This window comes from Pseudonocardia sp. ICBG1034 (assembly GCF_020131375.1).
Taxonomy (GTDB): Bacteria; Actinomycetota; Actinomycetes; order Mycobacteriales; family Pseudonocardiaceae; genus Pseudonocardia; species Pseudonocardia alni.
In genome coordinates, this window is sequence record NZ_JAHLEK010000023.1 from 972,930 (window position 1) to 995,179 (window position 22,250).

The window sequence follows — 22,250 nt, forward strand, 5'->3', positions numbered from 1 at the left end:
ATACCGTTGCCGTCATGACGCTGATCCGTCCCGATCTGGACACCCTGCCCGCCTACGTGCCGGGTCGCACCGTCCCCGGGGCGATCAAGCTCGCGAGCAACGAGGTCGCCGCGCCGCCCGCTCCCGCGGTGCTGGAGGCCATCGCCCGCGCCGCCGCAGGTGGCAACCGGTATCCGGACCTCGGCGTCGTCGAGCTGACCGGACGCATCGCGGACCTGTACGCCCTGGAGCCCGAGCGGGTCGCGGTCGGCTGCGGCTCGGTGACGCTGTGCCAGCAGCTCGTGCAGATCGGCTGCCTGGGCCCCGGTGACGAGGTGCTGTTCGCCTGGCGCTCGTTCGAGGCGTACCCGATCGTGACCCAGATCGGCGGGGCGGAGATCCGCACCGTGCCGCTGGACGCCGACTTCCGGCACGACCTCGTCGCGATGGCCGCCGCGGTCACCGAGCGGACCCGGGTGGTGTTCGTGTGCAGCCCGAACAACCCGACCGGCCCGGCCGTGCACCGCGACGAGTTCGCCCGCTTCCTGGACGCCGTGCCGTCGGACGTGCTGGTGGTGCTCGACGAGGCCTACGCCGAGTACGTCACCGACCCCGACGCCGTCAGCGGCCGGCCGCTGCTCGACGCCCACCCGAACCTGGTCGTGCTGCGCACCTTCTCCAAGGCCTACCGGCTGGCGGGACTGCGGGTCGGCTACGCCCTGACCTCCGAGGAGATCGCGACCGCGCTGCGCAAGGTGGCACCGCCGTTCGGGGTCAGCTCCGTCGCCCAGGCGGGTGCCGTCGCCGCGCTGGAGCACCGGGAGGAGATCCTCGCCGACTGCGCCGCCGTCGTCGCGGAGCGGGACCGGGTGGCCGCCGGGCTGCGCGGGTCCGGGTTCACCGTGCCGGAGACCCAGGCGAACTTCGTGTGGCTGCCGCTCGGGGACCGGACCGCGGCGTTCGCGACGCACTGCGGCGAGCGGAAGGTGATCGTGCGCCCGTTCGCCACCGACGGGGTGCGGGTCACCGTGTCCACGCCGGAGGAGAACGACCTGCTGCTCGACGTCGCGTCGTCCTTCGAATCCTGAGAGCCCGGGTCAGCCGTCCAGCTGGTAGCCCAGCCCCCGAATGGTCCTGATCCGCTCGGGACCGATCTTGCGCCGCAGGTAGGACACGTAGACCTGCACCAGGTTGGCCGACACCGGTTCGGTCCAGGCCCGGCGGCCCAGGTCGTCGAGCGCGACCGGCTCGCCCGCCTGCTCGGCCAGCGCGAGCAGCAGCGCGTACTCGGTCGGGGACAGCGGGACCCGTCGGCCGTCGACGAACACCTGGCCGGCGTCGACGTCGACGGACAGGCCGCCGTGCCCGAGCACCGTCGGCGCGGGCAGCCCGGCGGCGGCACGCAGCCGGAGCCGGATCCGGGACGCGAGCTCGTCCGGGACGAACGGCCGGATCAGGAAGTCGTCGCGGTCGCCGCGCAGCATGCCGATCACCCCGGCCCGCCGTTCGCGCGGCACGACGGTGATCACCGGGGTCGGCGGGGACTCGGACTGCACGGCTCCGAGCAGCACCGACGGCTCCGGGCCCGGCAGCTCCATGTCGAGCACGAGCAGGTCGGCGCCGCGGGAGCGCAGGGTGTCCAGCAACTCGATGCCGTCGGCGACGACGACGAGGTCCACGCCTTCGGCGGCGAGGTCCTGGCGCAGCCCGCGGCCGAGCGAGGCGGTGCCCGCCGACGGCGGCAGGGCCAGCAGCACGCTGAGCGCGCGCATCTCGGCACGGGGCGCGGGGATCGGGAGGGACGGCGAGACGGGGGGAGCGTGATCGTTCACAGATCCTGCGGAGGTCGGGGAGCGGGGAGCTCGTGAGGTCGTGCTGGGAGCACCGGGGAGGCACGGCCACTGTTCCTCGACCGGCAGCCCGTCACAATCGGCTAACGGTGCGACGTACCGTGACCGCTTAGCCTGAACGGGTGACTCTGAGAGTCTCGTTGCTCTGTTCGGCCCAGCACTACTGCCGAAATGGCGGGATCTTGCTCTTCGGCGCTCTCCGTCGACCTGTCGGCGCGAAGACGCAACCACCCTTCTCAGCGAGGGTGTTCACACTCGGTCACTCTACCTAGAGTCCCTCCTCATGCGACGGAAGAGTTCCGCTGCGGCTGATCAGGTCGACCCCCGCGACCTGATCGCGCGACTCGCCGCCGAGCACAGCTCCCCCTCTGTGCCGTCTCCCCGGGGCAGGCATGCCGTGTCCTCCGCCCCGGCGGACGACACGGCCCGATCCGCCGTACCCGCGGCCACCCTGCTCGAGGACCGGGTGAGCGCCTCCGGGCGGCACCGCGTCCTCGACACCGGGTACGACGACACCGACCCCGACGACACCGACGACACCGGTGCCGCCGTCACGGCGGACTCCCCCACCGGTGCCACGACGGCGGACGCCGGGCGGATCACCTGGGCCGACACGGCCGACCCCGGCCCGTGGGCGCCGGGCGGTCACGCGACCGGCAGCGGCTCCCGCGCCGTCACCCGCACCGGGGCGCACGCCGCCGCGGGGGACACCGCGGTCGCCGGGGACGAGACCGTCGCCGCGGCCACCGCGGTGACCGGGACGGGCGCGCACGCCGTGCCCACCACCCGGGCCCCGGGCCGTCGCGCGCGGCGGTCCGCGCAGTCGTCGGCGGCCGGGCTGTCCGGTGTGGAGCTGTTCGGCGGGTCGTCGGGGACCGGGGAGCCCGCGTCCCCGCAGGCCGAGGTGCCCGCACCGCGCACCGAGGTCACCGGCGGGGCCATCGCCGGCCTGCACGAACCCGAGGTGTCGGGGACGGGCTCGGTCGTCGCGATCGACCGGTCACGACCCGCCCGCTCCCGTGTCCGCCGGTTCGCCCCGCTGGGCGTCGGCGCCGCCGCGGTGCTCGCCGCGACGATGGTGCTGACGCTGCTGCAGCCCGGCACCGAGGACCCGTCGCTGTCCGCGGCGATGGTGAACGACTCCTCGCGCCGGTCGGCGTCGGACACCGCGTTGTCCGCCGGCCCGGTGCTGGCCAACGGGGGCGGCTCCGCACTCGGCGATGCCGCGCAGGGCGCGTCCGGCCAGATCGGCCAGGCCCTGGCCGCGCAGGAGGCCGCCGAGCGACGCGCCGAACAGCGCCGCCGCGAGGCTGCCGAGCGGGCACGGGCCGCGGCGGACTCCGGTGGTTCCGGGAGCCCCGGGAACTCGGGCGGAGCCCCCGCCGCGGGTCCGGTCGGTGGCGCCGTCCAGGTGGCCGGCGACGGCATCCAGGCCGCGCTGAAGATGGGCTGGCAGGCCATCGGCGGCGACGAGTTCCTCGGCAACACCCTCGGCAGCAACTGGTCGCCCTACAACGGCGAGGGCCACGACGGCCAGGGCCGCCGCACCTCCGACGCGATCTCGGTGGAGAACGGCAACCTCGTCATCCGCGGCGACTCGCAGGGCAACACCGGCGGCATGGCCTGGGGCACCTCCCAGAAGTACGGCAAGTGGGAGATGCGAGCCCAGTTCCCCAAGGGGGACAAGCAGTACCACCCGGTGCTGCTGCTGTGGCCGAGCGAGGTGTCCTGGCCGGAGGGCGGCGAGATCGACTTCGCCGAGACCACCAGCGCCAGCGACGACGTGTCCTTCTTCCTGCACTACGGCAGCTCGAACTCGCAGAAGGACGCCAAGAAGCAGCTCGACATCACCCAGTGGCACAACTACGCCGTGGAGTGGACCCCGGACGCGATCGTCGGCTACGTCGACGGCGTCGAGTGGTTCCGCTCCGAGGACCCGAACACGTTCCCCCCGGGTCCGATGCACGCCACGATCCAGCTCGACTACTTCCCCGACGGCGGCTCGCCGGAGCCGTCGGAGATGCGGGTCGCCTGGATGCGCCAGTACAAGTAGCACTCCGCACCACGACCGCCCGCCGCCCGGCGCTCCCCACCGGACGGCGGGCGGTCGTGTGTGCCGGGTCAGCCGGCCAGACCGCGCCGCGCCAGCAGCGGCGCGATCTCCGGGTCACGGCCGCGGAACGCGCGGTAGGCATCCATCGCGTCGACGGCGCCGCCGCGGGACAGCACCTCGCGACGGAACCGGTCGCCGTTCTCCCGGCGCAGGCCGCCGTGCTCGCCGAACCAGGCGACGGTGTCGGCGTCGAGCACCTCGGCCCAGATGTAGGAGTAGTACGCCGCCGCGTACCCGCTGCCGCCGAACACGTGGTTGAAGTAGGTGCTGCGGTAGCGCGGCGGGACCAGCGGGTGCGCGGCCCCGGCCGCCTCCAGCGCCTGCTGCTCGAACGCGAGCACGTCGGTGATCCCGGCGGCCTCGGCCGGGGACAGCCGGTGCCACGCCTGGTCCAGCAGCGACGCGGCCAGGTACTCCGTCGTCGCGAAACCCTCGCCGTACCCGCGGGCGGCCTGCGACGCGGCCAGCAGCTCGTCGGGCAGCGGCTCGCCGGTCACGTGGTGGCGGGCGAACGAGGTGAGGACCTGCGGGTCCTCCAGCCACATCTCGTTGACCTGGCTGGGGAACTCGACGAAGTCGCGCGGCACCGACGTCCCGGCGAACGTCGGGTACTCCACCTCGGAGAACAGCCCGTGCAGGGCGTGCCCGAACTCGTGGAACAGGGTGCGGACCTCGTCGAGGGTGAGCAGCGCGGGCTCCCCGGCCGGGGGCTTGTTCAGGTTCAGCGTGTTCAGCACGACAGGCCGCGTCCCCAGCAGCGACGACTGGTCGACCAGCGAGTTCATCCATGCCCCGCCGCGCTTCGACGGCCGCGCCCACAGGTCGGCGCCGAACAGCCCGAGCGGCTCGCCGTCGCTGTCACGGACCTCCCACCAGCGCACGTCCGGGTGGTAGGCGGGCAGGTCGGTGCGCTCGGTGAAGGTGATCCCGTACAGCCCGGACGCGGCGCGGAACACGCCGTCGGTGATCACCCGGTCGAGCTCCAGGTACGGGCGCAGCGCGGCGTCGTCGACGGCGTAGCGCTCGCGGCGCACCCGCTCCGCCTCGAACGCCCAGTCCCACGGCTCCAGGTCGCCCTCGACACCGCCGGCCAGCTCCGCGGCCTCCCGGTCGGCGTTGGCGACGGCGGCGGGGACCAGCGACTCCAGCATCGCGACGGCGGCCTCCGCCGTCCCCGCGGTCGCGTCGTCGATCACGTACGACGCGTGGTCGGGGTACCCCAGCAGCGCGGCCCGCTCGGCGCGCAGCCGCACGATCGCGAGGACGGTGTCACGGGTGTCGTGCTCGCCGCCCTGACCGCGCCCGGTGGACGCACGGAACAGCTCCTCGCGCAGCGACCGGTCGGTGAGCACCGCCAGTGCGGGCTGCGCGGTCGGCAGGACCAGGGTGATCAGCCAGCCGTCGTCGTGACCGCGTTCGGCCGCGGCGGTCGCGGCGGCGGCGACCGCGTCGTCGGACAGGCCACCGAGCCGGTCGCGGTCGGTGACGTGCACGGCCGCGGCGTTCGCCCCGGCCAGCAGCGCCGCACCGAACCGGGTGGTCAGCCCGGACAGCTCGGCGTTCAGCTCCCGCAGCCGGACCTGCTCCTCGGGGCCGAGCCGGGCCCCGGCGCGCACCATGTCGCGGTGGTGGCGCTCGAGCAGCCGCAGCGACTCGGCATCGAGACCGAGGTCGTGGCGACGGGCGTGCAGCGCGTCGATCCGGGCGAACAGGCCCGGGTCCAGCGCGATCGCGTCGGCGTGGGCGGCGAGCATCGGCGCGACCCGTGCCTCGATCTCGCGCACCGCGGGTGAGGAGTCCGCCGAGACGCGCGTGTAGAACAGCCGCGCCACCCGGTCCAGCGTGGCGCCGGAGCGCTCCAGGGCGACGACGGTGTCGTCGAAGGTCGGCCCGCCCTCCCCCGCGACGATCGCCGCCACCTCGGCGCGCTGCTCGGCCGTCCCGGCCTCGAACGCGGGCAGGTAGTGCTCGTCGGTGATCCGGGAGGTGTCGGGCAGCCCCCACGGCAGCGCGCTCGGGGCGAGGAACGGGTTGCTCATGGACCCGACCCTACGGCCGGGGACCGTCAGGAACCGGCCAGTTCACGGCGCATCGCGAGGCGCGGCCACACGTCGAGACCGCGCGCGGCCTCGTGCTCCCGGATCGCGCGCAGCCCCGGGCCGGGCGCGATCAGCTCACGGAAGCCGAGCCGCACCCAGTACGGGCCGTTCCACGGCACGTCCCGGTAGGTGGTGAGGGTCAGCGCGGGCAGGCCGCGGTCCCGGGCCCAGCCCGCGAGGTGCTCGACCAGGCCCTCCCCGATCCGCCGTCCGCGTTGCGACGGCAGCACCGACACCTGCTCGACGTGCGCACAGCCGTCGACGAGGTCGGCGATCAGGTACCCGACGAGCCCGGCACCGATGCTCGTTCCGCCTGCGCTCCTCTCGGCCACCCACGCCCGCCCCGCCACCACGTAAGCGGCCAGTACCGCGGCCGGTGGCGGCTCCTCGTCGGCGACGACGTCGAGCCCGATCTCCCGGAACGTCTCCCCCGCGGCGCGCTCGATCTCACGCAGGGCGGGGACGTCGGCGACGCGGGCGGGACGGATCACACCGCGGGATCCTCCACCACCGCGCGGATGCGTTCCAGGGTCGTCCGCATCCCCTCGCGATTGGTGCGCCCGCGGGCCCACCCCAGCAGCGTCCAGTAGAGCCGGGTGCCGGCCGAGGGCTCCAGCCGGAAGGACTCGCTGACGTCGGTGCCCGCGGTGCCGTCCGGCGCGGGGGCCGGTGTGAACCGGTAGTGCCAGTGGTTGATCCGCCGGCCGCCGGGAAGGAGCACGACGAAGCCGAACTCGCGGCCCGGCTCGCAGGCGGTGATCTCGCACTCCGACCAGTAGGTCGGGCCGCGTCCGTTGCGGACGACCTTGCCGCGGAACCGGACACCGACGGCCGGACCGGTCGCGCCGCCCAGCCACTGCGCGTCGACGGTCTCGGGTGAGAACCGGCCGGTGTTGCGGATGTCGGAGACCAGCTCCCAGATCCGCTCGGCCGGCGCCGCCATGTGGACGGTGACCTCGTCATGCACGGTGTTCCCCCTCGATGCCGCACACCAGGTCGGCGGCGCGCTCCCCGATCATGATCGCGGTCGCGGCCGGTCCGCGCCGCGGCGCGCGGGGCAGGACCGAGGTGTCCGCCACCCGGAGCCCGGCCAGGCCGTGCACCCGCAGGTCGGCGTCCACGACGGCGTCCGGCCCGGAGCCCATCGCGGCGCTGCCCGACAGGTGCACCGAGGTCGTCAGGTGGTCGCGGATCCAGCCGTCGAGCCGGGTGTCGTTGCCGAGCTCCCAGCCGGCGGGGCCGCCGTCGTCGGGGCCCGCGCGGTCCCAGCCCGCGGCGCGCAGGATCTCCGCGGCGATCCGCACCGTGGCCCGCATCCGGTGCCGGTCGGAGGTGGTGCGCAGGTAGCGGAAGTCCAGCCGGGGCGGGTCGTCGTGGTCCGGGGAGGTGATGGCGAGCATCCCGAGGCTGTCCGGGCGCTGCACCGCGCACATCAGATGTGCGGGACCGCCGGGTGCGAACGGGTGCGCGAACAGCAGGATCTCCAGGTCACCGGCCGGGTCGGTCCCGGAGTCGAGGTTGAGCGCGGCCTGCGCGGCGACGGCGTCGGCGGGCGGGTCCGGCAGCCCGCTGCGCAGCGGCAGGAACACCGCGGGGTGATCCGACCAGCCACGCCCGACCCCGGGCAGCTCGTGCGCCACCGCGACGCCCGCGGCCCGCAGGGTGTCCTCCGGCCCGATCCCGGAGCGCTGCAGCAGCGCCGGGGTGCCGACCGCGCCCGCGGTCACGACGGTCTCGGCCGCGTGCAGGGTGCGACCACCGACGCGCACGCCGGTGACCCGGTCGCCGTCGAGCACCAGGGTCTCGACCGGGGTACCCCCGAACACGGTCAGCGCGTCCTTCCACTCCGCGTTCCCCCACGGCGGCGGCAGGTAGGCGGTGGCGGCGCTGACCCGGCGCCCGTCGACGGCGTTGGTCGGGATCGGACCCGCTCCGGGTGGGCCACCGGCGTTCTTGTCCGGCTCCTCGGGGTGGCCGAGCGCGAGGCAGGCGGCCAGGAACGGGTCGGTCGTCGCGGCCCGCAGCCGGCCCGAGGGCCGTGAGATGCGCAGCGGGCCGGCGTCGCCGTGCCGGTCGGAGGTGCAGAAGTCGAGGTCGCGCTCCAGCCGCCGGTAGTACGGCAGGACGTCGTCGTAGGACCAGCCCGGGACGCCCCAGTCCGCGAAGTCCGCCGGGACTGCGCGCACGAAGTAGCCGCCGTTGATCGCGCCGGAGCCGCCCAGCACGCGTCCGCGCGGCACGGTGCACTCCCGGCCCTGGCACAGCGTCGCCCGGTAGGCCCAGTTCAGGACGTGGCCGGGGGCGGTCGCGGCGAGCGAGGCGATCGGCGTCGAGTCCGGTGGGACGACGACGGCGCCCGCCTCGACCAGGGCCGTGCGCACACCGCGCCCGGCCAGCCGGCCCGCGAGGGTGCACCCCGCGGACCCCGCGCCCACCACCACCACGTCGAAGCTGTCGGTCATTGCTGCCAGGATGCCCCACGTGACCGACGCTGCACGTGATCTCGCCTCGTTCCTCACCGCGAGCCCGTCGCCGTACCACGCGGTGGCCGAGGCGGTGCGCCGGTTGTCCGCGGCGGGCTTCACCGAGCAGCGCGAGGACGAGCCGTGGGCGGACGGGCCGGGCGGGCGCTACCTGGTCCGCGACGGCACGATCCTGGCCTGGTGGCAGCCCGCGTCCGGGCCGGGCGCCCCGCTGCGGATCTTCGCCGCGCACACCGACTCCCCCGGGTTCAAGGTCAAGCCGAACCCCGACGTCGGTGTGGCCGGGTGGCGCCAGGTCGGGGTGGAGGTCTACGGCGGCGCGCTGTGGAACTCCTGGCTGGACCGCGACCTCGGCCTCGCCGGGCGCCTCGCGCTCTACGACGGCCGGGTCGTCCCGGTCCGTGTGGACCGGCCGCTGCTGCGCATCCCGCAGTTGGCGATCCACCTCGACCGCGGCGTGAACCAGGGCCTGACCCTGGACCCGCAGCGGCACCTGCTCCCGATCTGGGGGCTCGGCGACCCGGACGGCGGCGACCTGGTGGAGTTCCTCGCCGTGCGCGTCGGCGAGGACCCCGAGGACGTCGCGGCGCACGACCTGTTCACCTACGACCTGACGCCGCCGGCCACCCTCGGCCGCGACGACGAGCTGCTCGCCGCCCCGCGGCTGGACAACCTGGCCTCGGTGCACGCCGGGATCAGCGCGCTGCTCACCGCCGTCGAGCGCGACCCGGGCACCGTTCCGGTGTTCGTCGGCTTCGACCACGAGGAGATCGGCTCGGCCAGCGCGACCGGCGCGGCCGGGCCGCTGCTGGAGACGGTGCTGACCCGGCTGGCCGGCGGTTTCGACTCCCGGCACGCGGTGTTCGCCCGCTCGCGCTGCCTGTCGGTGGACGTCACGCACGCCGCGCACCCCAACCACCTGGACAAGCACGACCCGGACCACCTGTCGGTGCCGAACCGGGGGCCGTCGCTGAAGGTCAACGCGGTGCAGCGCTACGCCACCGACGCGCCGGGTGCGGCCGCCTGGAAGCGGGCCTGCCGCACCGCGGACGTGCCGAACCAGGTGTTCGTCTCGAAGAACACCGTGCCGTGCGGATCCACCGTCGGGCCGATCATGGCGACCCGGCTGGGCATCCGGACGGTCGACGTCGGCATCCCGGTGCTGTCGATGCACTCGGCGCGTGAGCTGTGCGGGGTGCACGACCCGGGCCTGCTGGCCCGGGCGGGTGTGGAGTTCCTGACCGACGCCGGCTGAGGCCCGCGGTCAGCGCAGCACGGGCTGCCCCGGCATGTAGGTGTCGCTGTCCACGATCCGCGACCCCAGCGGCAGCAGCGACACCGGGATGAGCTTCAGGTTCGCCCAGGCCAGCGGCAGCCCGACGATCGTGACCGCCAGCGCGATCGCCGTGCCGATGTGGCCGATGACCAGCCACCAGCCGAACAGCACGATCCACAGCACGTTGCCGATGGTCGACGCCGCCCCCGCGGTGGGGAGGCGCACGACGTCGCGGCCGAACGGCCACAGCGCGTAGAGCCCGATCCGGAACGAGGCGATCCCGAACGGGATGGTCACGACCAGCACGCAGGCGACGATCCCGGCGAGCATGTAGCCGAGGAACAGCCAGAAGCCGGAGAGGACCAGCCAGACCACGTTCAGGATGAGGCGGAGCATGGCTCCAGCATGCCCGAGCTGTCCGGTTCCCCCTCCGGGATGTCCCGGAGGCCGACCCCGGATCCGGTGATCGACGTGCGCTCCCGCCCCGCGCGGGGTGTCCTGGAACACATGGTGGATCACGGTCTGTTCGGCCCCCGCTCGGTGACGTGGCGGGTGCACCTCGAACCCGTGATGTGGGTCGCCGGGATGCGCGCGCTGCTGCTGCAGTCACTCGACCCGCGGGTGATGCGCGGGACGTACCAGAACTCGGCGCTGTTCGACCCGAAGAAGTCCTACGCGCGGTTCCGGCGGACCGTCGAGTTCGTCGGGACCCGCACGTTCGGACCGCGGGCCGACGTCGACCGGGCCGGCGCCCGCGTCCGCCGACTGCACGCCGGGCTGCGCGGGCACGACCCCGACAGCGGCGAGAGCTACCGGATCGACGCCCCGGAGGGCCTGCTCTGGGTGCACGCCGCAGAGATCGAGTCCTACACCGACGTCGCCCGCCGGTCGGGTCTGCTCGACGACGACTCGGCGGACGCCTACGTCGCCGAGAGCGTCCGGGCCGCCGAGGTGGTCGGCATCGACCCGGCGACCGTGCCGTCGTCGGTGGCCGAGATGGCCGAGTACATGGCCGCGGTGCGTCCCCGGCTGCGGATGACCGACGAGGCCCGTCGCGCGGCCGGGAACCTGTTCGCCCCGCAGGGCGCGGCGCCGCTGCCGGTCCGGCTCGGGATCGCGGGCCTGTCCACCCTCGCCCTGGCCACGCTGCCGCGCTGGGCCCGGCGCCTCTACGGGCTGCCCGGCCTGCCGACGACCGACTGGTCCACGACGCTCACGCTGCGCGGGCTCCGCACCGCCGCCGGGGTGCTGCCGGACGTGCCGGGGCCGCCGGAGATCGAGGAGGCACGACGGCTGGTGCGCGCCGCCCGCCGGACGGAGGCCGACCGCGCCGGGTGACCGCCGTCGGCGCCGACGAAATCTCTTGACTCTCGATGGATACCTGTCGATACTCGATAGATGTCACCGGCGCTGATCCAGACGTTGCGCGTCGCCCTCGTCCTCACCGGGCTCGGCACGCTCGCCACCCAGGTCATCCTCACGGCCACCGCGTGGAACGCGGGCCTGGCGGGGGCACCGCCGGTCCCCGGACTGCTGCACGTCGTCGCCGTCGTCCTGGCGATCGGCTGTGTGCAGGTGGGGCTGGTCGCGATCTGGGTACTGCTGTCGATGGTGCGCCGCGACGCGATCTTCGACGAACGGGCCTTCCGCTGGGTGCCGGTCCTCGCGCTGTCCGGACTGCTGGCCGGGGTGCTGACCGGGGCCGTCTGCGCGCACATCGGAGAGCTCGACGACGCCCCCGGCCTGATCCTCGTCGGCGGCGGTCTCGGCGCCGCGGGGATCGCGTTCGCCCTGCTCATGGTGGTGATGCTCGGTCTGCTGCGCAACGCCACCGCGCTGCGCCGCGAGCTGGAGCAGGTGGTCTGATGGCGATCGTCGTCGACATCGACCTGATGCTCGCCCGCCGGAAGATGGGGGTCGGCGAGTTCGCCGTCGCCGTCGGGATCAGCCCGGCCAACGTCGCCGTCCTGAAGAACGGCCGGGCCAAGGCCGTCCGGTTCGCGACGCTCGACGCGATCTGCCGGGTGCTCGACTGCCAACCCGGTGACGTGCTGCGCCACGTCCCCGACGACCTGCCGGACGCCGCGCCGGGCCGCACCCACCGCGGCGCGCACGAGGTCACGTCCGACCCGTGACCTCCTCGACGACGCTCGCCCCGGTGCCCGGCCGCGACTCCCACGCCCAGGTCTCGTGCGAGCGCATCCCACCGTCGCCGGAGTTGCTCACGCCGGCGAACCGGCGGCCGTCCACGCCGGGTGCGCTGCTCACCCGGTCACCCTGTCACGGAGGATGACGGCCGTGGAGTTCCCCGAGACGCGCCGCACGCCGCTGGTCCGGACGTGCACCGACACCGGCGAGGGCCCGTGGAACGAGCTGCTGGGGATCCTGCGGGCGACCGGTACCTCGTTCGACGTCGTCCTGGAGGACCTGTTCACCGACTGGCCGGTGGAGCGGGTGGTGACGTCCGCACTGGAGGACGGGCTGGCCGGGCGGCACCCGCTGCTGCTGGTCGTGGACGAACGTGCGCTGGCCGACCACGACTTCCCGGTGGTCGTCGCCGACCTGCGGGGTGAGCCGGGCCGGACCTTCCGGATCGCCGCCGCCGTGCTCTCCGGCTTCCCCTCGCCGCGCGCCGGGTTCGCCGACCACGCCGACCACGCGGAGCTGCAGCCCGACCGGACGTTCCGCGGGTTCTGCTGACGATCACGACCGTCGGTCCGGCGCGCCGGTGACGCCGCGTTCCGCGGAACGCGGCCGGGACCTCAGACGCCGGTGGCCCCGTCGATCCGCTCCCGGACCAGGTCGGCGTGCCCGGTGTGGCGGGCGTACTCGGCGATGACGTGGGTCAGGACCCACGTCACCGACACCGCGTGCCCGTCGAGCGTCCCGGTGCTGTCGGGCCCGGTCGCCGCGACGACCCGGCGGGCATGGGCGACCTCGTCCTCCCAGACGGCACGGGCCCCGGCGATACCGGCGTCGCCGGGCTCGAAGCCGCCGTCGTGGCCGGTCCCGGGCTCGCGCGGGTACAGCGGCGGCACGTCCGCACCGCCCAGGACCTGGCGGAACCAGTTCCGCTCGACCGCGGCCAGGTGCTGGACCAGGCCCAGCAGCGTCAGCGACGACGGCGGCACCGACGCCGACCGCAGCTGCTCGTCGGTCAGTCCCTCGCACTTCCCGACGAGGGTGACGCGGTAGAAGTCGAGCCAGGCGGTGAGCGTGGTGAGGGCGTCGGCCTGCATCGGGGGGAAGGCGCGGTCGGTCATGCCCGCGATCGTGTCAGCGGGGTCCGACACCGGGCCGCTTCCCCCGGCGCGGCGCCGGTGCTTCACTCCGCTCGTGACCGACACTTCGCCGACCGTGGTACGCAGCAGCCGCGAGATCGCCGCCGCGCCCGGGACGATCTTCGAGCTCGTCGCCGACCCCGCCCGCCAGCCCGAGTGGGACGGCAACGACAACCTCGCCGAGGCCGCCCCCGGCCAGCGGGTACGCGCCGTCGGCGACGTCTTCTCGATGCTCCTGACGCAGGGCACCGTCCGGGACAACCGGGTGGTCGAGTTCACGGAGGGACGACGGGTGGCCTGGCTGCCGTCGGAGCCGGGCAGCCCGCCGCCCGGACACCTGTGGCGGTGGGAGCTGGAGCCGGTCGACGCCGGCAGGACCCGCGTGACGTGCACCTACGACTGGACGGGCCTCGACCCGGACGACGCCTTCCGGCAGCGGCGGGCCCGGGCCACGACCGCCGACCGGCTGCGCGCCTCGCTGGACCGGCTCGCCGTCGTCGCCGAGAGGATGTGATCTGCAGCACACACACCGGACGAGCGATCATGGAGAAGTGCTGCCCTGGCGGCATGGATGCCGAACAGGTGATCGCCGTTCTCGCCGGGTTCCCCGGCACTCGGATCGTGGAGGGCAACGGGGACGCGTTCGCGATCCACGACCCGGACCACGACTACGAGCAGCGCCCCCGGCAGGGCTGGGCGACCGTCGTGCGGTCCGACGTCAACGACGCCGCGTCCGAGCTCGACCGGCCGGGCGCGTTCCGGCTCAACGTCGGGCTGCCCACCGCGCGCTACCGGGAGCTGTTCCCGACCGATCCGGGCATCGACCCGGCCACCCGCGACGTGCTGTTCCCGCATCCCGTCTACGCGGCATACCAGTGGGTGGCGGTGGTGGAGCCGGACACGACCTGGCCGCGGGTGCGGGAACTGCTCGACGACGCGAACGACTTCGCCGTGCGCAAGCACGGGAACGCGGTCCGGCGGCGGGGGTGATCGGCGACGGCCGTGGCGGAAGCGGGGGGATTCGAACCCCCGGTCCTTTCGGACGCCCGCTTTCAAGGCGGGTGCATTCGGCCGCTCTGCCACGCTTCCGCACGGGAGGGTAACGGGACCGCTCAGCGCTCCGCGCGGTAGTAGGTGACCGGCCCCATCCTGGTCGTCCCGTGGCCGACCACCGTCGCGTCGGTGAACCCCGCGGCCGCGAGCAGCTCCGGCACCGGCTGCTGCGCCCCGTGACCGTGGCCGTGGCCGCCGTCGCCGTGGCTGCCGTGATCCCTGCGGGCGCCGTGCCGGGAGCGGCGGCGGGCCGGGTCGAGGCGGGCCAGCAGCGACAGCACCCTGTTCACGGTGCGCATCCGTCCGCCGGTGCGCGGGTCGTGGTCGAGGTCGACCAGGTGCAGGCTCCCGCCCGGCGCCAGGACGCGGTGCGCCTCCCGCAGCGCCGCGACCCGGGCGTCGGCGGCGATGTGGTGCAGCATCAGCGAGGAGAGGACCCGGTCGACGCTGCCGTCGTCGAGGGGCAGGTCCTCGGCCACGCCGACCTGCAGCTCCAGCTCGACGCCGGCGTCGGCGGCCTTGCGGCGGGCCATGGCGATCGCCTCCGGGTCGGGGTCGACGCCGCGCACGGTGGCCGTCGGAACGGCCTCCGTGGCGCGCAGCAGGACGTTCCCGGTCCCGCAGCCGATCTCCAGCACGCGGTCCCGCGGGCCGATGCCGGCCTGGGCCAGCAGACGCCAGTACATCGGGACGGCGCCACCGAGCCGGGCCACGGTGTCGTAGCCGGGCAGCAGCCGCGAGCTGACGAGCGCGGGCGTGTGGGCGTGCGTGGTCATCGGATCCCCTCGGACGAACTTCGTGTTCCCCAGCGACTCTTCCTGGCCCCCGAACAGGCGACAAGGCACTATCCGTGGCCGTGATGGGACGAAGTTCGGACATCCCGCTGATCGGCTTCGCACACACGCCGGTGCCGATCGCGGCGTACCGCGTCGACGGTCCGGTGCGGCTTCCGCGGGTGCAGGGGCCGCACGCGCACGACTTCCTCACCCTCGTGCACGTCGTGCGCGGCACCTGTACCTACCAGGTCGACGGGCAGGTCTGGCGGCTCGCCGAGGGCGATGCGTTCGTCATCGCACCCGGAGCCGTGGTCGACCACGCCGCGGAGACCTCGACGCCGCCCGGCGAGCTGTGGTCGGTCGTCTTCCCCGCGGAGGCGGTCGCGCCCGCGTCCTGGCAGGACCATCCGCTGCTCGCGCCGTTCGTCGGGCGCCACCGCGGGGGCGGGCAGCGGATCGGCGTCCCACCGGCGGACCGGGCGACCTGGCGGGCCCGCCTCGTCGACCTCGACGACGAGCTGACCCGTCGGCGCGACGGTCACGCCGAGGCCGCCCGCGCCCACCTCACCCTGCTGCTGGTGGCACTCGGCCGGCTCGTCGACGACGTACCCGCCGAGTCGGGCGACCCGCTGCTCGCGGCCGTGTTCGCCGTCGTCGAGGAGCGGTTCGCCGGCCGGCTGTCGCTGCGCGACGTCGCCGCGGCCGTCGGGCTCACCCCCGGGCACCTGACGACAGTCGTGCGGCGCGGGACCGGGCGGACCGTCCAGCAGTGGATCACCGAGCGCCGGATGCGGGAGGCGCGGCGGCTGCTCGCCTCCACCGACCTCCCGGTCGCCGAGGTGGGCGCCCGGGTCGGCTACCCCGACCCCGGCTACTTCGCCCGCCGCTTCCGGGCGGCGCACGGCGTCGGCGCCGCGACCTGGCGGGCCGGCTCCGGGGCCCCCTGACGGGTGGCGGGGGACGTCCGCGCCGGTGCGGTCCGGCGCGGTGTGGTGGGATTCCCCCGGTCTCATCTCGGGAGGACGACGTGCGGTTCGACGAGAACGCCCGGCTCGACACGTCCGGTGTGGACGACCTGCGCGGATCCGGCGGTGGCCGGGGCGGCGGGGTCGGCGGCCGGGTGGCAGGCGCGGGCGGCGGCCTGGGCCTGGTCGGCGTCATCCTGTACCTGCTGCTGTCGAACTTCGCGGGCGTCGACATGTCCGGCATGGGCGCGGGCGGCGGCTACCCGGGGCTCGACCAGGTCGGCTCGGGCCAGACCGCGGACAACTCGTCACTGCAGCAGAACTGCGCCACCGGCGCCTCGGCGAACACCTCGACGGACTGCCGCGTCGTCGCCGTCGTCAACTCCCTCGACGACTTCTGGGCCACCCAGTTCTCCTCCGGCTTCACGACGCCGCGGACGAACTTCTTCTCCGGTGGGGTGAGCACCGACGGCTGCGGCTCGGCCTCGTCGGACAGCGGGCCGTTCTACTGCCCGGCCGACTCCGAGATCTACATCGACCTCACCTTCTTCCAGGAGCTGCAGACCCGCTTCGGTGCGCAGGGCGGACCGTTCTCGCAGGCCTACGTGATGGCCCACGAGTACGGCCACCACATCCAGAACCTGCTCGGCACCAACCGCAGGGCCGGCAACGACACCGGCCCCACCTCGGGCTCGGTGCGCCTGGAGCTGCAGGCCGACTGCTACGCGGGCGTCTGGGCGAACCACGCGACGACGACGCCCGGCCCGTCGGGTCGGCCGCTGATCAGCGAGCTGAACCAGTCCGACATCGACGCCGCCCTCGACACCGCGTCCCGGATCGGCGACGACTACATCCAGTCCAACCTGGGTGGCGGCCGGGTCGACGAGTCGCAGTTCTCGCACGGCAGCTCCGCGCAGCGCGAGAAGTGGTTCACCACCGGCCTGCAGAGCGGCAACCCCGACTCCTGCGACACCTTCGCCGCGCGCAGCCTCGGCTAGGGCCGCAGCCGCCCGAGCTGGTGGTCCAGCACGGCGAGCGCACCGGCACCGTCGGCGTCGCCGAGCAGGACGGACTCCGCGAGGCCGCCGGCCAGCGCGAGCAGCACGGTCGCCTCCCGGGCCGGGTCGAGCCCGGTGAGCTCACCGGCGTCGCGGGCCGCGGCGAGCCGCTCGGCGACGGCCGTGTGGACCAGGCGGTTCCCCCTCCGGTAGATCTCGCGCAACCGCTCGTCGCCGAGCGCCCGGATGAGGAAGGCGGAGCCGACGCGGGCGTCGGTGCGGGCGTCCTCGTCGAGCGGGAGCAGCGCGGTCAGCAGGGCGCGGACCTCCCCCAGCGGCGACGACGGCGTGGCCGCCGCCATCCGGGCGCGCACCCGTCCGTCCACCCGCAGCCGCAGCTGCTGCGCGGCGAAGTCCAGCAGCTCGTCGCGCGAGGCGAAGTAGTGCTGGACCCGGCCCTTCGAGACCCCCGCCTCCTCCGCGACCCGGGCCAGGCTGACCGCCTCCAGCCCCTCGGCCGCGGCGACCCGCCACAGCGCCTCCGCGATCTCCCCACGGCGCTGCCCGTGGTCGACCACCCTCGGCATCTCCACCTCGTTCCGATCCGGTCGGCTTGCACAGAGCTCCGTCCACTTTTACAGTCCGATCGTATCGCGAAATGGGGGGACGATGCGCACCGGACACTTCACCGATACCGCGGCCCGGGACCGCTTCCGCGCGCTCTACGACGACGCGGTCGCCGGCCTGGGTCCGGCGAGCAGCCGCGACATCACCACCACACACGGCGTCGTCCGCGTCCTGACCTGCCACGGACCACCCGGGATCCCGTTCGTCCTGCTGCCCGGGGCGGGCTCGCCGGGGGTGAGCTGGGCGCCGAACGTGCCCGCGCTGCGCCACCGGGCGACCGTGCACCTCGTCGACCCGCTCGGCGGTCCCGGGGCGAGCACCCAGGACGTGCCGCTCCGGTCGCTCGGCGACCAGGTCCGCTGGCTGCGCGGGGTGCTCGACGCGCTCGGCCCGTGCCACCTCGTCGGGACCTCGATGGGTGGGCGTCTGGCGTTCGAGGTCGCCCGCCGCTCCCCGGCCGGGATCCGCACGCTCACCCTGCTCGACCCGGCCCTGACCTTCGCACGCATCCCGGCCGGAACGGTGGCCGCCTCGCTCGGTGCGCTGCCCGGTGCCCCGTCGTGGCTGCGGCGCCGGTTCGTCGCCCGGGTGGGTGGCGGCGCCGACGTCGTCGACGACCCGGTCGCCCGGCTGATCGAGGCGGGCCTGTCCGGCTACGCCTCCGCGGTCCCGCTGCCACCGCTGCCCACCGCCCGGGACGTGGCCGCGGTCGGCCTCCGCAGCCTGGTGCTGCTCGGCGGGCGCAGCACGATGCTCGACGCCGGCCGGGCCCGTGCGCGGGCCGCGCTGTTGCCGCGCGGCACCGTCGAGGTGTGGCCGGACGCCACGCACGCGCTGCCCGGCGAGTTTCCGGAGCGCGTCGCCGAGCGGCTGTCGTCGCTGGTGGCGGCATCGTGAGGCGCCGGGAGCTCGCTGCCACCGTCCTCGGCGACGTCGTGGCGCCGCTGGTGCTGTTCTACGGCCTGCGGGCGGTCGGCGTCGCGGCCGGGCCGGCGCTGCTCGCCGGGGCCGCGGCCCCGGCGGCGCGGGCGCTGTGGGTGCTCCTGCGGCACCGGCGCGTCGAGTGGTTCGCGGTGCTCGTGCTGGTCCTGTGCGTGGCGAGCGCGGCGACCGCGCTGCTCGGCGGCGGCGACCGCGTCCTGCTCGCCCGCGAGGCCCTGGTGACCGCGGCCCTGGGCGTGGTGCTGCTCGCGAGCGTGCCCTCGTCCCGGCCGGTGCTGTTCACGATCGGCAGGCTCACGCTCACCGAGGCGGGCCACGGCACCGACGAGTGGGACCGCCGCTGGGCCGGGTCGGCGCGGTTCCGCGGGATCTGGCGGTGGCTGACGGCCGGCTGGGCCGCGGGCCTGTTCCTCGACGCCGCACTGCGGGTGCTGATCGCGTACACGGTGCCGGTCGACGTGGTGCCCGCGGTGCACGCCGTGCAGTGGTTCGCCGTGCTGGCGGTGCTGCTCGTCGGCGGGCAGGTGTGGCTGCGACTGCCCCGCCACCGCGAGCTGATCTTCAGCTGACCGGCGGGTCGGCGGCCAGGAACCCCGCCAGGTCCGCGGTGAACCCGTCGACGCCGAGCCGCCACCCGGGCCGCACGAACGCCTCCCGCGTGAGCAGCACCCGGTACTCGGTGACCCGGGCGTCGCCGTGGACGATCGTGGCCGTGCCGTCGTCGCGGTACCCGAGCCGGGCCGACACGGCCGCCGACCTCGGGTTGCCCTCGACGTACTCCGAGCGCGCCACGAGCGCGCCGAGGTGGTCGAAGGCGAAGGCCAGCACCGCGGCCCGCATCTCGGTGCCGTAGCCGCGCCCCTGCGCCCGTCGCACCAGGTACGAGCCGGTCGCGACCTCGCGACGCACGCCGAACCGGTCCCCCACGACGTCCTGCAGGCCGACCACCCGGCCCTCGGCGCGCACGACGAACTGCAGCGTCCACCAGTCCGGCGACGCCTTCGCGCGGTTCGACCAGACGTACTGCGCGATGCCGCGCCCCAGGTGCCGCGGGTCGGCCCGGGTCCACGGGACGCGGAACGGCATCTCCGACGACGGGTGGATCCCGCTCTCGTGCACGGCCGCGATCAGCTCCCGGACCGACGCGTCGTCCTCGACGCGCAGCTCCAGGCGCGGGGTCCGCAGGGTCAGCCCGGACATCGGCCACGGGTCGGGCACCGGGTCGATCGGCGCGGGGAGCACGTCCATCGGTCGACCGTGCCGGATCGCCGACGGGCGCGCCACGGAATACCGTCGGCTCCCATGTGGGCGATCACCCTGACCGAGTACGGCGGACCCGAGCAGATGACGTGGGCGGAGGTGCCCGACCCCGAGCCCGGCCCGGGCGAGGTCGTACTCGACGTCGTCTCCTCGGCCGTCAACCGGGCCGACCTCCTGCAGGTCCAGGGGAACTACCCGGTCCCGCCCGGCGCGTCGGAGATCCTCGGCCTGGAGTGCGCGGGCCGGATCGCCGCGCTCGGTGACGGCGTGACCGGCTGGTCGGTCGGCGACGAGGTGTGCGCCCTGCTCGCCGGCGGCGGCTACGCGACGAAGGTCGCCGTCCCGGCCCCGCAGCTGCTTCCCGTTCCCACGGGCGTCTCCCTGGAGGAGGCGGGCGGCCTCCCCGAGGTCGCCTGCACCGTCTGGTCGAACGTGTTCCTGGAGGGCCGGCTCGCCGAGGGCGAGACGTTCCTGGTCCAGGGCGGATCGTCGGGTATCGGAACGCACGCGATCCAGGTCGCGAAGGCGCTCGGCGCGCGCGTCGCCGCCACCGCGGGCCACGCCGACCGGCTGCAGTTCTGCCGCGACCTGGGCGCCGACATCGTCATCGACTACCACGACGACATCGCCGAGGAGCTGAAGAAGGCCACCGACGGCCACGGCGCCGACGTCATCCTCGACAACATGGGCGCCAAGGGCCTGGCGAACAACCTGTCCGCGCTGGCCCGCGACGGCCGGCTGATGATCATCGGGATGCAGGGCGGGGTGAAGGCCGAGCTGAACATCGGCGCGCTGCTGGCCAAGCGCGGCCACGTCTCGGCGATGGGCCTGCGCGGCCGCCCGGTCGACGGTCCGCACTCGAAGGCCGAGATCGTCGACGGGGTCCGCGAGAACGTGTGGCCGCTGTTCGCCGACGGCCGGGTGAAGCCGGTGGTCTTCGAGCGGTTCGCGATGTCCGACGCCGCCGACGCGCACCGCAGGCTGGACGCCGGTGGGGTGACCGGCAAGCTCCTCCTCGTGAACTCCTGAGCGGGCGGGTCCAGAATGGCGGGCATGAGCGACGAGCAGGAGACCCCCGGGGACCGGGTCGTGGTGGTCGGCGCCGACGGGCGCCCGGTGGGCATGGCCTCGGTTCCGCAGGACGACGAGGGGCAGAGCCCCGCGTCGATGGTGGAGCAGCCCGCGAAGGTCATGCGGATCGGCACCATGATCAAGCAGCTGCTCGAGGAGGTGAAGGCCGCACCGCTGGACGAGGCGTCCCGCGAGCGGCTCAAGGAGATCCACGAGAACTCGGTCAAGGAGCTCGAGGAGGGCCTGGCGCCGGAGCTGCGCGAGGAGCTGCAGCGGCTCAGCCTGCCGTTCACGGCGGACACGATCCCGTCGGAGGGTGAGCTGCGGATCGCCCAGGCCCAGCTGGTCGGCTGGCTGGAGGGCCTGTTCCACGGCATCCAGACCGCGTTGTTCGCCCAGCAGATGGCCGCGCGGGCACAGCTGGAGCAGATGCGTCGCGGGCTGCCCCCGGGCGTCGGCGGTGGGCCGGAGCAGGGCGGCGTCCCCGAGGGCATGGGCCGGGGAACCGGGCAGTACCTCTGACGCACGACGACGACCTGCGGTTTCGCGGTGTCCCGGCCGGGGCCTCCCCTGCCGGGCCCGCGGACGGCGTCTGAGTACCCTCACCGGGTGGCCGTGACCGTGACCGACGAGCCGGGTGACGTCGTCGACCCGTCCGAGGTGTCGAGCCCGCGCAGCTGGCGGCGGGCCTTCGCGGACCTCGCCCAGGGCTGGCGGCAACGGCCGCTGTGGGGCTACCTCGGCTGGCAGGACATCAAGCAGCGCTACCGCCGCTCCGTCCTGGGACCGCTGTGGATCTCGATCAGCATGGGCGTCATCGCCCTCGGCCTGGGGATCCTCTACTCGGCGCTGTTCCAGATCTCGCTGGCGACGTTCCTGCCGCACGTCGCCGTCGGGCTGCTGATCTGGAACTTCGTGTCCGGCTGCATCCTCGAGGGCAGCGAGGTCTTCATCGCCAACGAGGGCCTGATCAAGTTCCTGCCCGCCCCGCTGAGCCTGCACATCTACCGGCTCGTGTGGCGGCAGACGCTGTTCTTCCTGCACAACCTGGTCGTCTGGGTCGTGCTGATGATCGTGTTCCCGCATCCGCTGGGGCTGTCGACGCTGCTGGCGATCCCGGCGTTCGCGCTGCTGGCGGTCAACGGCGCCTGGGTCGCGATCCTCGCCGGGATCCTCGCGACCCGGTTCCGGGACATCCCCCCGATCATCGCCAGCGTCACCCAGCTGGTCTTCTACCTGACCCCGATCGTCTGGTCGGTCGACATCCTGAGCGACAACCCGGCCGCGCGCGAGCGCGCCCAGCTGGTCGAGCTGAACCCGGTCTTCCACTTCGTCGAGATCGTGCGCCAGCCGCTGCTCGGCCAGGAGATCGTCGGCCGGTACTGGCTGGTCACGGGCGTGATCACGATCGTCGGCTGGGCCGCGGCCCTGATCTGCCTGCGCAACTACCGCTCCCGCGTCGCGTACTGGGTGTGAA

The 22,250-nt window shown here is 74.3% G+C and carries 27 protein-coding genes and 1 tRNA gene; 16 read left to right on the plus strand and 12 right to left on the minus strand.

All coding sequences use genetic code 11. From position 1 onward, the window contains the following. Positions 1-14: 14 nt before the first annotated feature. Positions 15-1,067, plus strand: a complete 1,053-nt coding sequence (hisC, locus tag KPF22_RS29045) for a histidinol-phosphate transaminase (RefSeq protein WP_224403899.1) — start codon at positions 15-17, stop codon at positions 1,065-1,067. A gap of 9 nt (positions 1,068-1,076) precedes the next feature. Here the strand turns inward: hisC and KPF22_RS29050 are convergent, their stop codons facing one another. Further along, positions 1,077-1,751, minus strand: a complete 675-nt coding sequence (locus KPF22_RS29050) for a response regulator transcription factor (RefSeq protein ID WP_224403900.1) — start codon at positions 1,749-1,751, stop codon at positions 1,077-1,079. Positions 1,752-2,295: 544 nt separating this feature from the next. Here KPF22_RS29050 and KPF22_RS33425 point away from each other — a divergent pair. Then, on the plus strand, positions 2,296-3,882 hold the full coding sequence (locus KPF22_RS33425; RefSeq protein ID WP_224403901.1) for a family 16 glycosylhydrolase: 1,587 nt from the start codon (positions 2,296-2,298) through the stop codon (positions 3,880-3,882). Positions 3,883-3,950: 68 nt separating this feature from the next. On the opposite strand, the gene KPF22_RS29060 is transcribed toward KPF22_RS33425, so the two are convergent. Genes KPF22_RS29060 through KPF22_RS29075 form a run of 4 tightly spaced genes read right to left on the minus strand, consistent with a single transcriptional unit; the run spans position 3,951 to position 8,503 of the window. Next, positions 3,951-5,981, minus strand: a complete 2,031-nt coding sequence (locus tag KPF22_RS29060; RefSeq protein WP_224403902.1) for a M3 family metallopeptidase — start codon at positions 5,979-5,981, stop codon at positions 3,951-3,953. A gap of 26 nt (positions 5,982-6,007) precedes the next feature. After that, positions 6,008-6,532 (minus strand): GNAT family N-acetyltransferase, encoded by a 525-nt coding sequence (locus KPF22_RS29065; RefSeq protein WP_224403903.1) that lies wholly within the window; start codon positions 6,530-6,532, stop codon positions 6,008-6,010. Continuing rightward, the gene (locus KPF22_RS29070) at positions 6,529-7,008 is read right to left on the minus strand and encodes an SRPBCC family protein (RefSeq protein ID WP_224403904.1); all 480 of its coding nucleotides are present in this window, start codon (positions 7,006-7,008) and stop codon (positions 6,529-6,531) included. Before KPF22_RS29070 ends, KPF22_RS29065 begins: the two co-directional genes overlap by 4 nt. Further along, a complete protein-coding gene (locus KPF22_RS29075) occupies positions 7,001-8,503 on the minus strand; it encodes a GMC family oxidoreductase (protein WP_224403905.1) in 1,503 nt (500 codons plus the stop codon). The genes KPF22_RS29070 and KPF22_RS29075 overlap by 8 nt, the downstream gene beginning before the upstream one ends. Positions 8,504-8,513: 10 nt before the next feature. Between KPF22_RS29075 and KPF22_RS29080 the strand changes: the two genes are divergently transcribed. Further along, complete coding sequence (locus KPF22_RS29080; protein WP_224403906.1) at positions 8,514-9,779, plus strand: M18 family aminopeptidase; 1,266 nt, start codon at positions 8,514-8,516, stop codon at positions 9,777-9,779. A 9-nt stretch (positions 9,780-9,788) separates the two neighbouring features. On the opposite strand, the gene KPF22_RS29085 is transcribed toward KPF22_RS29080, so the two are convergent. Next, entirely contained in the window at positions 9,789-10,196 is a 408-nt protein-coding gene (locus tag KPF22_RS29085; protein WP_208818652.1) for a YccF domain-containing protein, read from the minus strand. A 111-nt stretch (positions 10,197-10,307) separates the two neighbouring features. On the opposite strand from KPF22_RS29085, the gene KPF22_RS29090 reads away from it, so the two are divergent. From KPF22_RS29090 to KPF22_RS29100, 3 genes are read left to right on the plus strand one after another with little or no spacing between them, the layout of a single operon-like run. Further along, the gene (locus KPF22_RS29090; protein ID WP_224403907.1) at positions 10,308-11,138 is read left to right on the plus strand and encodes an oxygenase MpaB family protein; all 831 of its coding nucleotides are present in this window, start codon (positions 10,308-10,310) and stop codon (positions 11,136-11,138) included. Positions 11,139-11,198: 60 nt separating this feature from the next. After that, the gene (locus KPF22_RS29095) at positions 11,199-11,666 is read left to right on the plus strand and encodes a DUF2975 domain-containing protein (protein WP_208818653.1); all 468 of its coding nucleotides are present in this window, start codon (positions 11,199-11,201) and stop codon (positions 11,664-11,666) included. Next, on the plus strand, positions 11,666-11,935 hold the full coding sequence (locus KPF22_RS29100; protein ID WP_208818654.1) for a helix-turn-helix transcriptional regulator: 270 nt from the start codon (positions 11,666-11,668) through the stop codon (positions 11,933-11,935). Before KPF22_RS29095 ends, KPF22_RS29100 begins: the two co-directional genes overlap by 1 nt. Here the strand turns inward: KPF22_RS29100 and KPF22_RS29105 are convergent. Further along, complete coding sequence (locus tag KPF22_RS29105; protein ID WP_224403908.1) at positions 11,919-12,068, minus strand: hypothetical protein; 150 nt, start codon at positions 12,066-12,068, stop codon at positions 11,919-11,921. The genes KPF22_RS29100 and KPF22_RS29105 overlap by 17 nt on opposite strands. Before the next feature lie 30 nt (positions 12,069-12,098). On the opposite strand from KPF22_RS29105, the gene KPF22_RS29110 reads away from it, so the two are divergent. Further along, on the plus strand, positions 12,099-12,500 hold the full coding sequence (locus KPF22_RS29110) for a hypothetical protein (protein WP_208818656.1): 402 nt from the start codon (positions 12,099-12,101) through the stop codon (positions 12,498-12,500). 62 nt (positions 12,501-12,562) lie between these two features. Here the strand turns inward: KPF22_RS29110 and KPF22_RS29115 are convergent, their stop codons facing one another. Then, positions 12,563-13,063 (minus strand): DinB family protein, encoded by a 501-nt coding sequence (locus KPF22_RS29115; protein ID WP_224403909.1) that lies wholly within the window; start codon positions 13,061-13,063, stop codon positions 12,563-12,565. Between the two features lie 73 nt (positions 13,064-13,136). Here KPF22_RS29115 and KPF22_RS29120 point away from each other — a divergent pair, with 73 nt between their 5' ends. Together KPF22_RS29120 and KPF22_RS29125 are read left to right on the plus strand one after the other, a co-directional pair. Continuing rightward, positions 13,137-13,595 carry an SRPBCC family protein gene (locus KPF22_RS29120; protein WP_224403910.1) on the plus strand — a complete coding sequence of 153 codons (459 nt, stop codon included), beginning with the start codon at positions 13,137-13,139 and terminating at the stop codon, positions 13,593-13,595. Between the two features lie 53 nt (positions 13,596-13,648). Then, positions 13,649-14,071: a DUF6194 family protein gene (locus KPF22_RS29125; protein WP_224403911.1), complete on the plus strand. Its 423-nt coding sequence runs from the start codon at positions 13,649-13,651 to the stop codon at positions 14,069-14,071. A gap of 13 nt (positions 14,072-14,084) precedes the next feature. Here KPF22_RS29125 and KPF22_RS29130 read toward each other — a convergent pair. Then, positions 14,085-14,170 (minus strand) — tRNA-Ser (locus KPF22_RS29130). 23 nt (positions 14,171-14,193) lie between these two features. Continuing rightward, positions 14,194-14,910 (minus strand): class I SAM-dependent methyltransferase, encoded by a 717-nt coding sequence (locus KPF22_RS29135; protein WP_224403912.1) that lies wholly within the window; start codon positions 14,908-14,910, stop codon positions 14,194-14,196. Positions 14,911-14,993: 83 nt separating this feature from the next. On the opposite strand from KPF22_RS29135, the gene KPF22_RS29140 reads away from it, so the two are divergent. Together KPF22_RS29140 and KPF22_RS29145 are read left to right on the plus strand one after the other, a co-directional pair. After that, positions 14,994-15,857 carry an AraC family transcriptional regulator gene (locus KPF22_RS29140; protein ID WP_208818661.1) on the plus strand — a complete coding sequence of 288 codons (864 nt, stop codon included), beginning with the start codon at positions 14,994-14,996 and terminating at the stop codon, positions 15,855-15,857. An 80-nt stretch (positions 15,858-15,937) separates the two neighbouring features. Continuing rightward, the gene (locus tag KPF22_RS29145; RefSeq protein ID WP_224403913.1) at positions 15,938-16,873 is read left to right on the plus strand and encodes a neutral zinc metallopeptidase; all 936 of its coding nucleotides are present in this window, start codon (positions 15,938-15,940) and stop codon (positions 16,871-16,873) included. On the opposite strand, the gene KPF22_RS29150 is transcribed toward KPF22_RS29145, so the two are convergent. Next, positions 16,870-17,460 carry a TetR/AcrR family transcriptional regulator gene (locus tag KPF22_RS29150; protein ID WP_224403914.1) on the minus strand — a complete coding sequence of 197 codons (591 nt, stop codon included), beginning with the start codon at positions 17,458-17,460 and terminating at the stop codon, positions 16,870-16,872. The genes KPF22_RS29145 and KPF22_RS29150 overlap by 4 nt on opposite strands. 82 nt (positions 17,461-17,542) lie before the next feature. Between KPF22_RS29150 and KPF22_RS29155 the strand changes: the two genes are divergently transcribed. Together KPF22_RS29155 and KPF22_RS29160 are read left to right on the plus strand one after the other, a co-directional pair. Beyond that, entirely contained in the window at positions 17,543-18,397 is an 855-nt protein-coding gene (locus KPF22_RS29155; protein ID WP_224403915.1) for an alpha/beta fold hydrolase, read from the plus strand. Beyond that, positions 18,394-19,011, plus strand: a complete 618-nt coding sequence (locus KPF22_RS29160) for a VC0807 family protein (RefSeq protein WP_208818665.1) — start codon at positions 18,394-18,396, stop codon at positions 19,009-19,011. Before KPF22_RS29155 ends, KPF22_RS29160 begins: the two co-directional genes overlap by 4 nt. Here KPF22_RS29160 and KPF22_RS29165 read toward each other — a convergent pair. Beyond that, positions 19,004-19,690 (minus strand): GNAT family N-acetyltransferase, encoded by a 687-nt coding sequence (locus tag KPF22_RS29165; RefSeq protein ID WP_208818666.1) that lies wholly within the window; start codon positions 19,688-19,690, stop codon positions 19,004-19,006. The two genes, KPF22_RS29160 and KPF22_RS29165, sit on opposite strands and share 8 nt — an antisense overlap. Before the next feature lie 54 nt (positions 19,691-19,744). Here KPF22_RS29165 and KPF22_RS29170 point away from each other — a divergent pair, with 54 nt between their 5' ends. From KPF22_RS29170 to KPF22_RS29180, 3 genes are all read left to right on the plus strand, one after another. Further along, complete coding sequence (locus KPF22_RS29170) at positions 19,745-20,731, plus strand: NAD(P)H-quinone oxidoreductase (RefSeq protein ID WP_208818667.1); 987 nt, start codon at positions 19,745-19,747, stop codon at positions 20,729-20,731. A 15-nt stretch (positions 20,732-20,746) separates the two neighbouring features. Continuing rightward, positions 20,747-21,295, plus strand: coding sequence for a bacterial proteasome activator family protein (locus tag KPF22_RS29175; protein ID WP_224403916.1), 549 nt, complete (start codon positions 20,747-20,749; stop codon positions 21,293-21,295). A gap of 87 nt (positions 21,296-21,382) precedes the next feature. Then, positions 21,383-22,249, plus strand: coding sequence for an ABC transporter permease (locus tag KPF22_RS29180; RefSeq protein ID WP_083474460.1), 867 nt, complete (start codon positions 21,383-21,385; stop codon positions 22,247-22,249). Position 22,250: the final 1 nt, after the last annotated feature.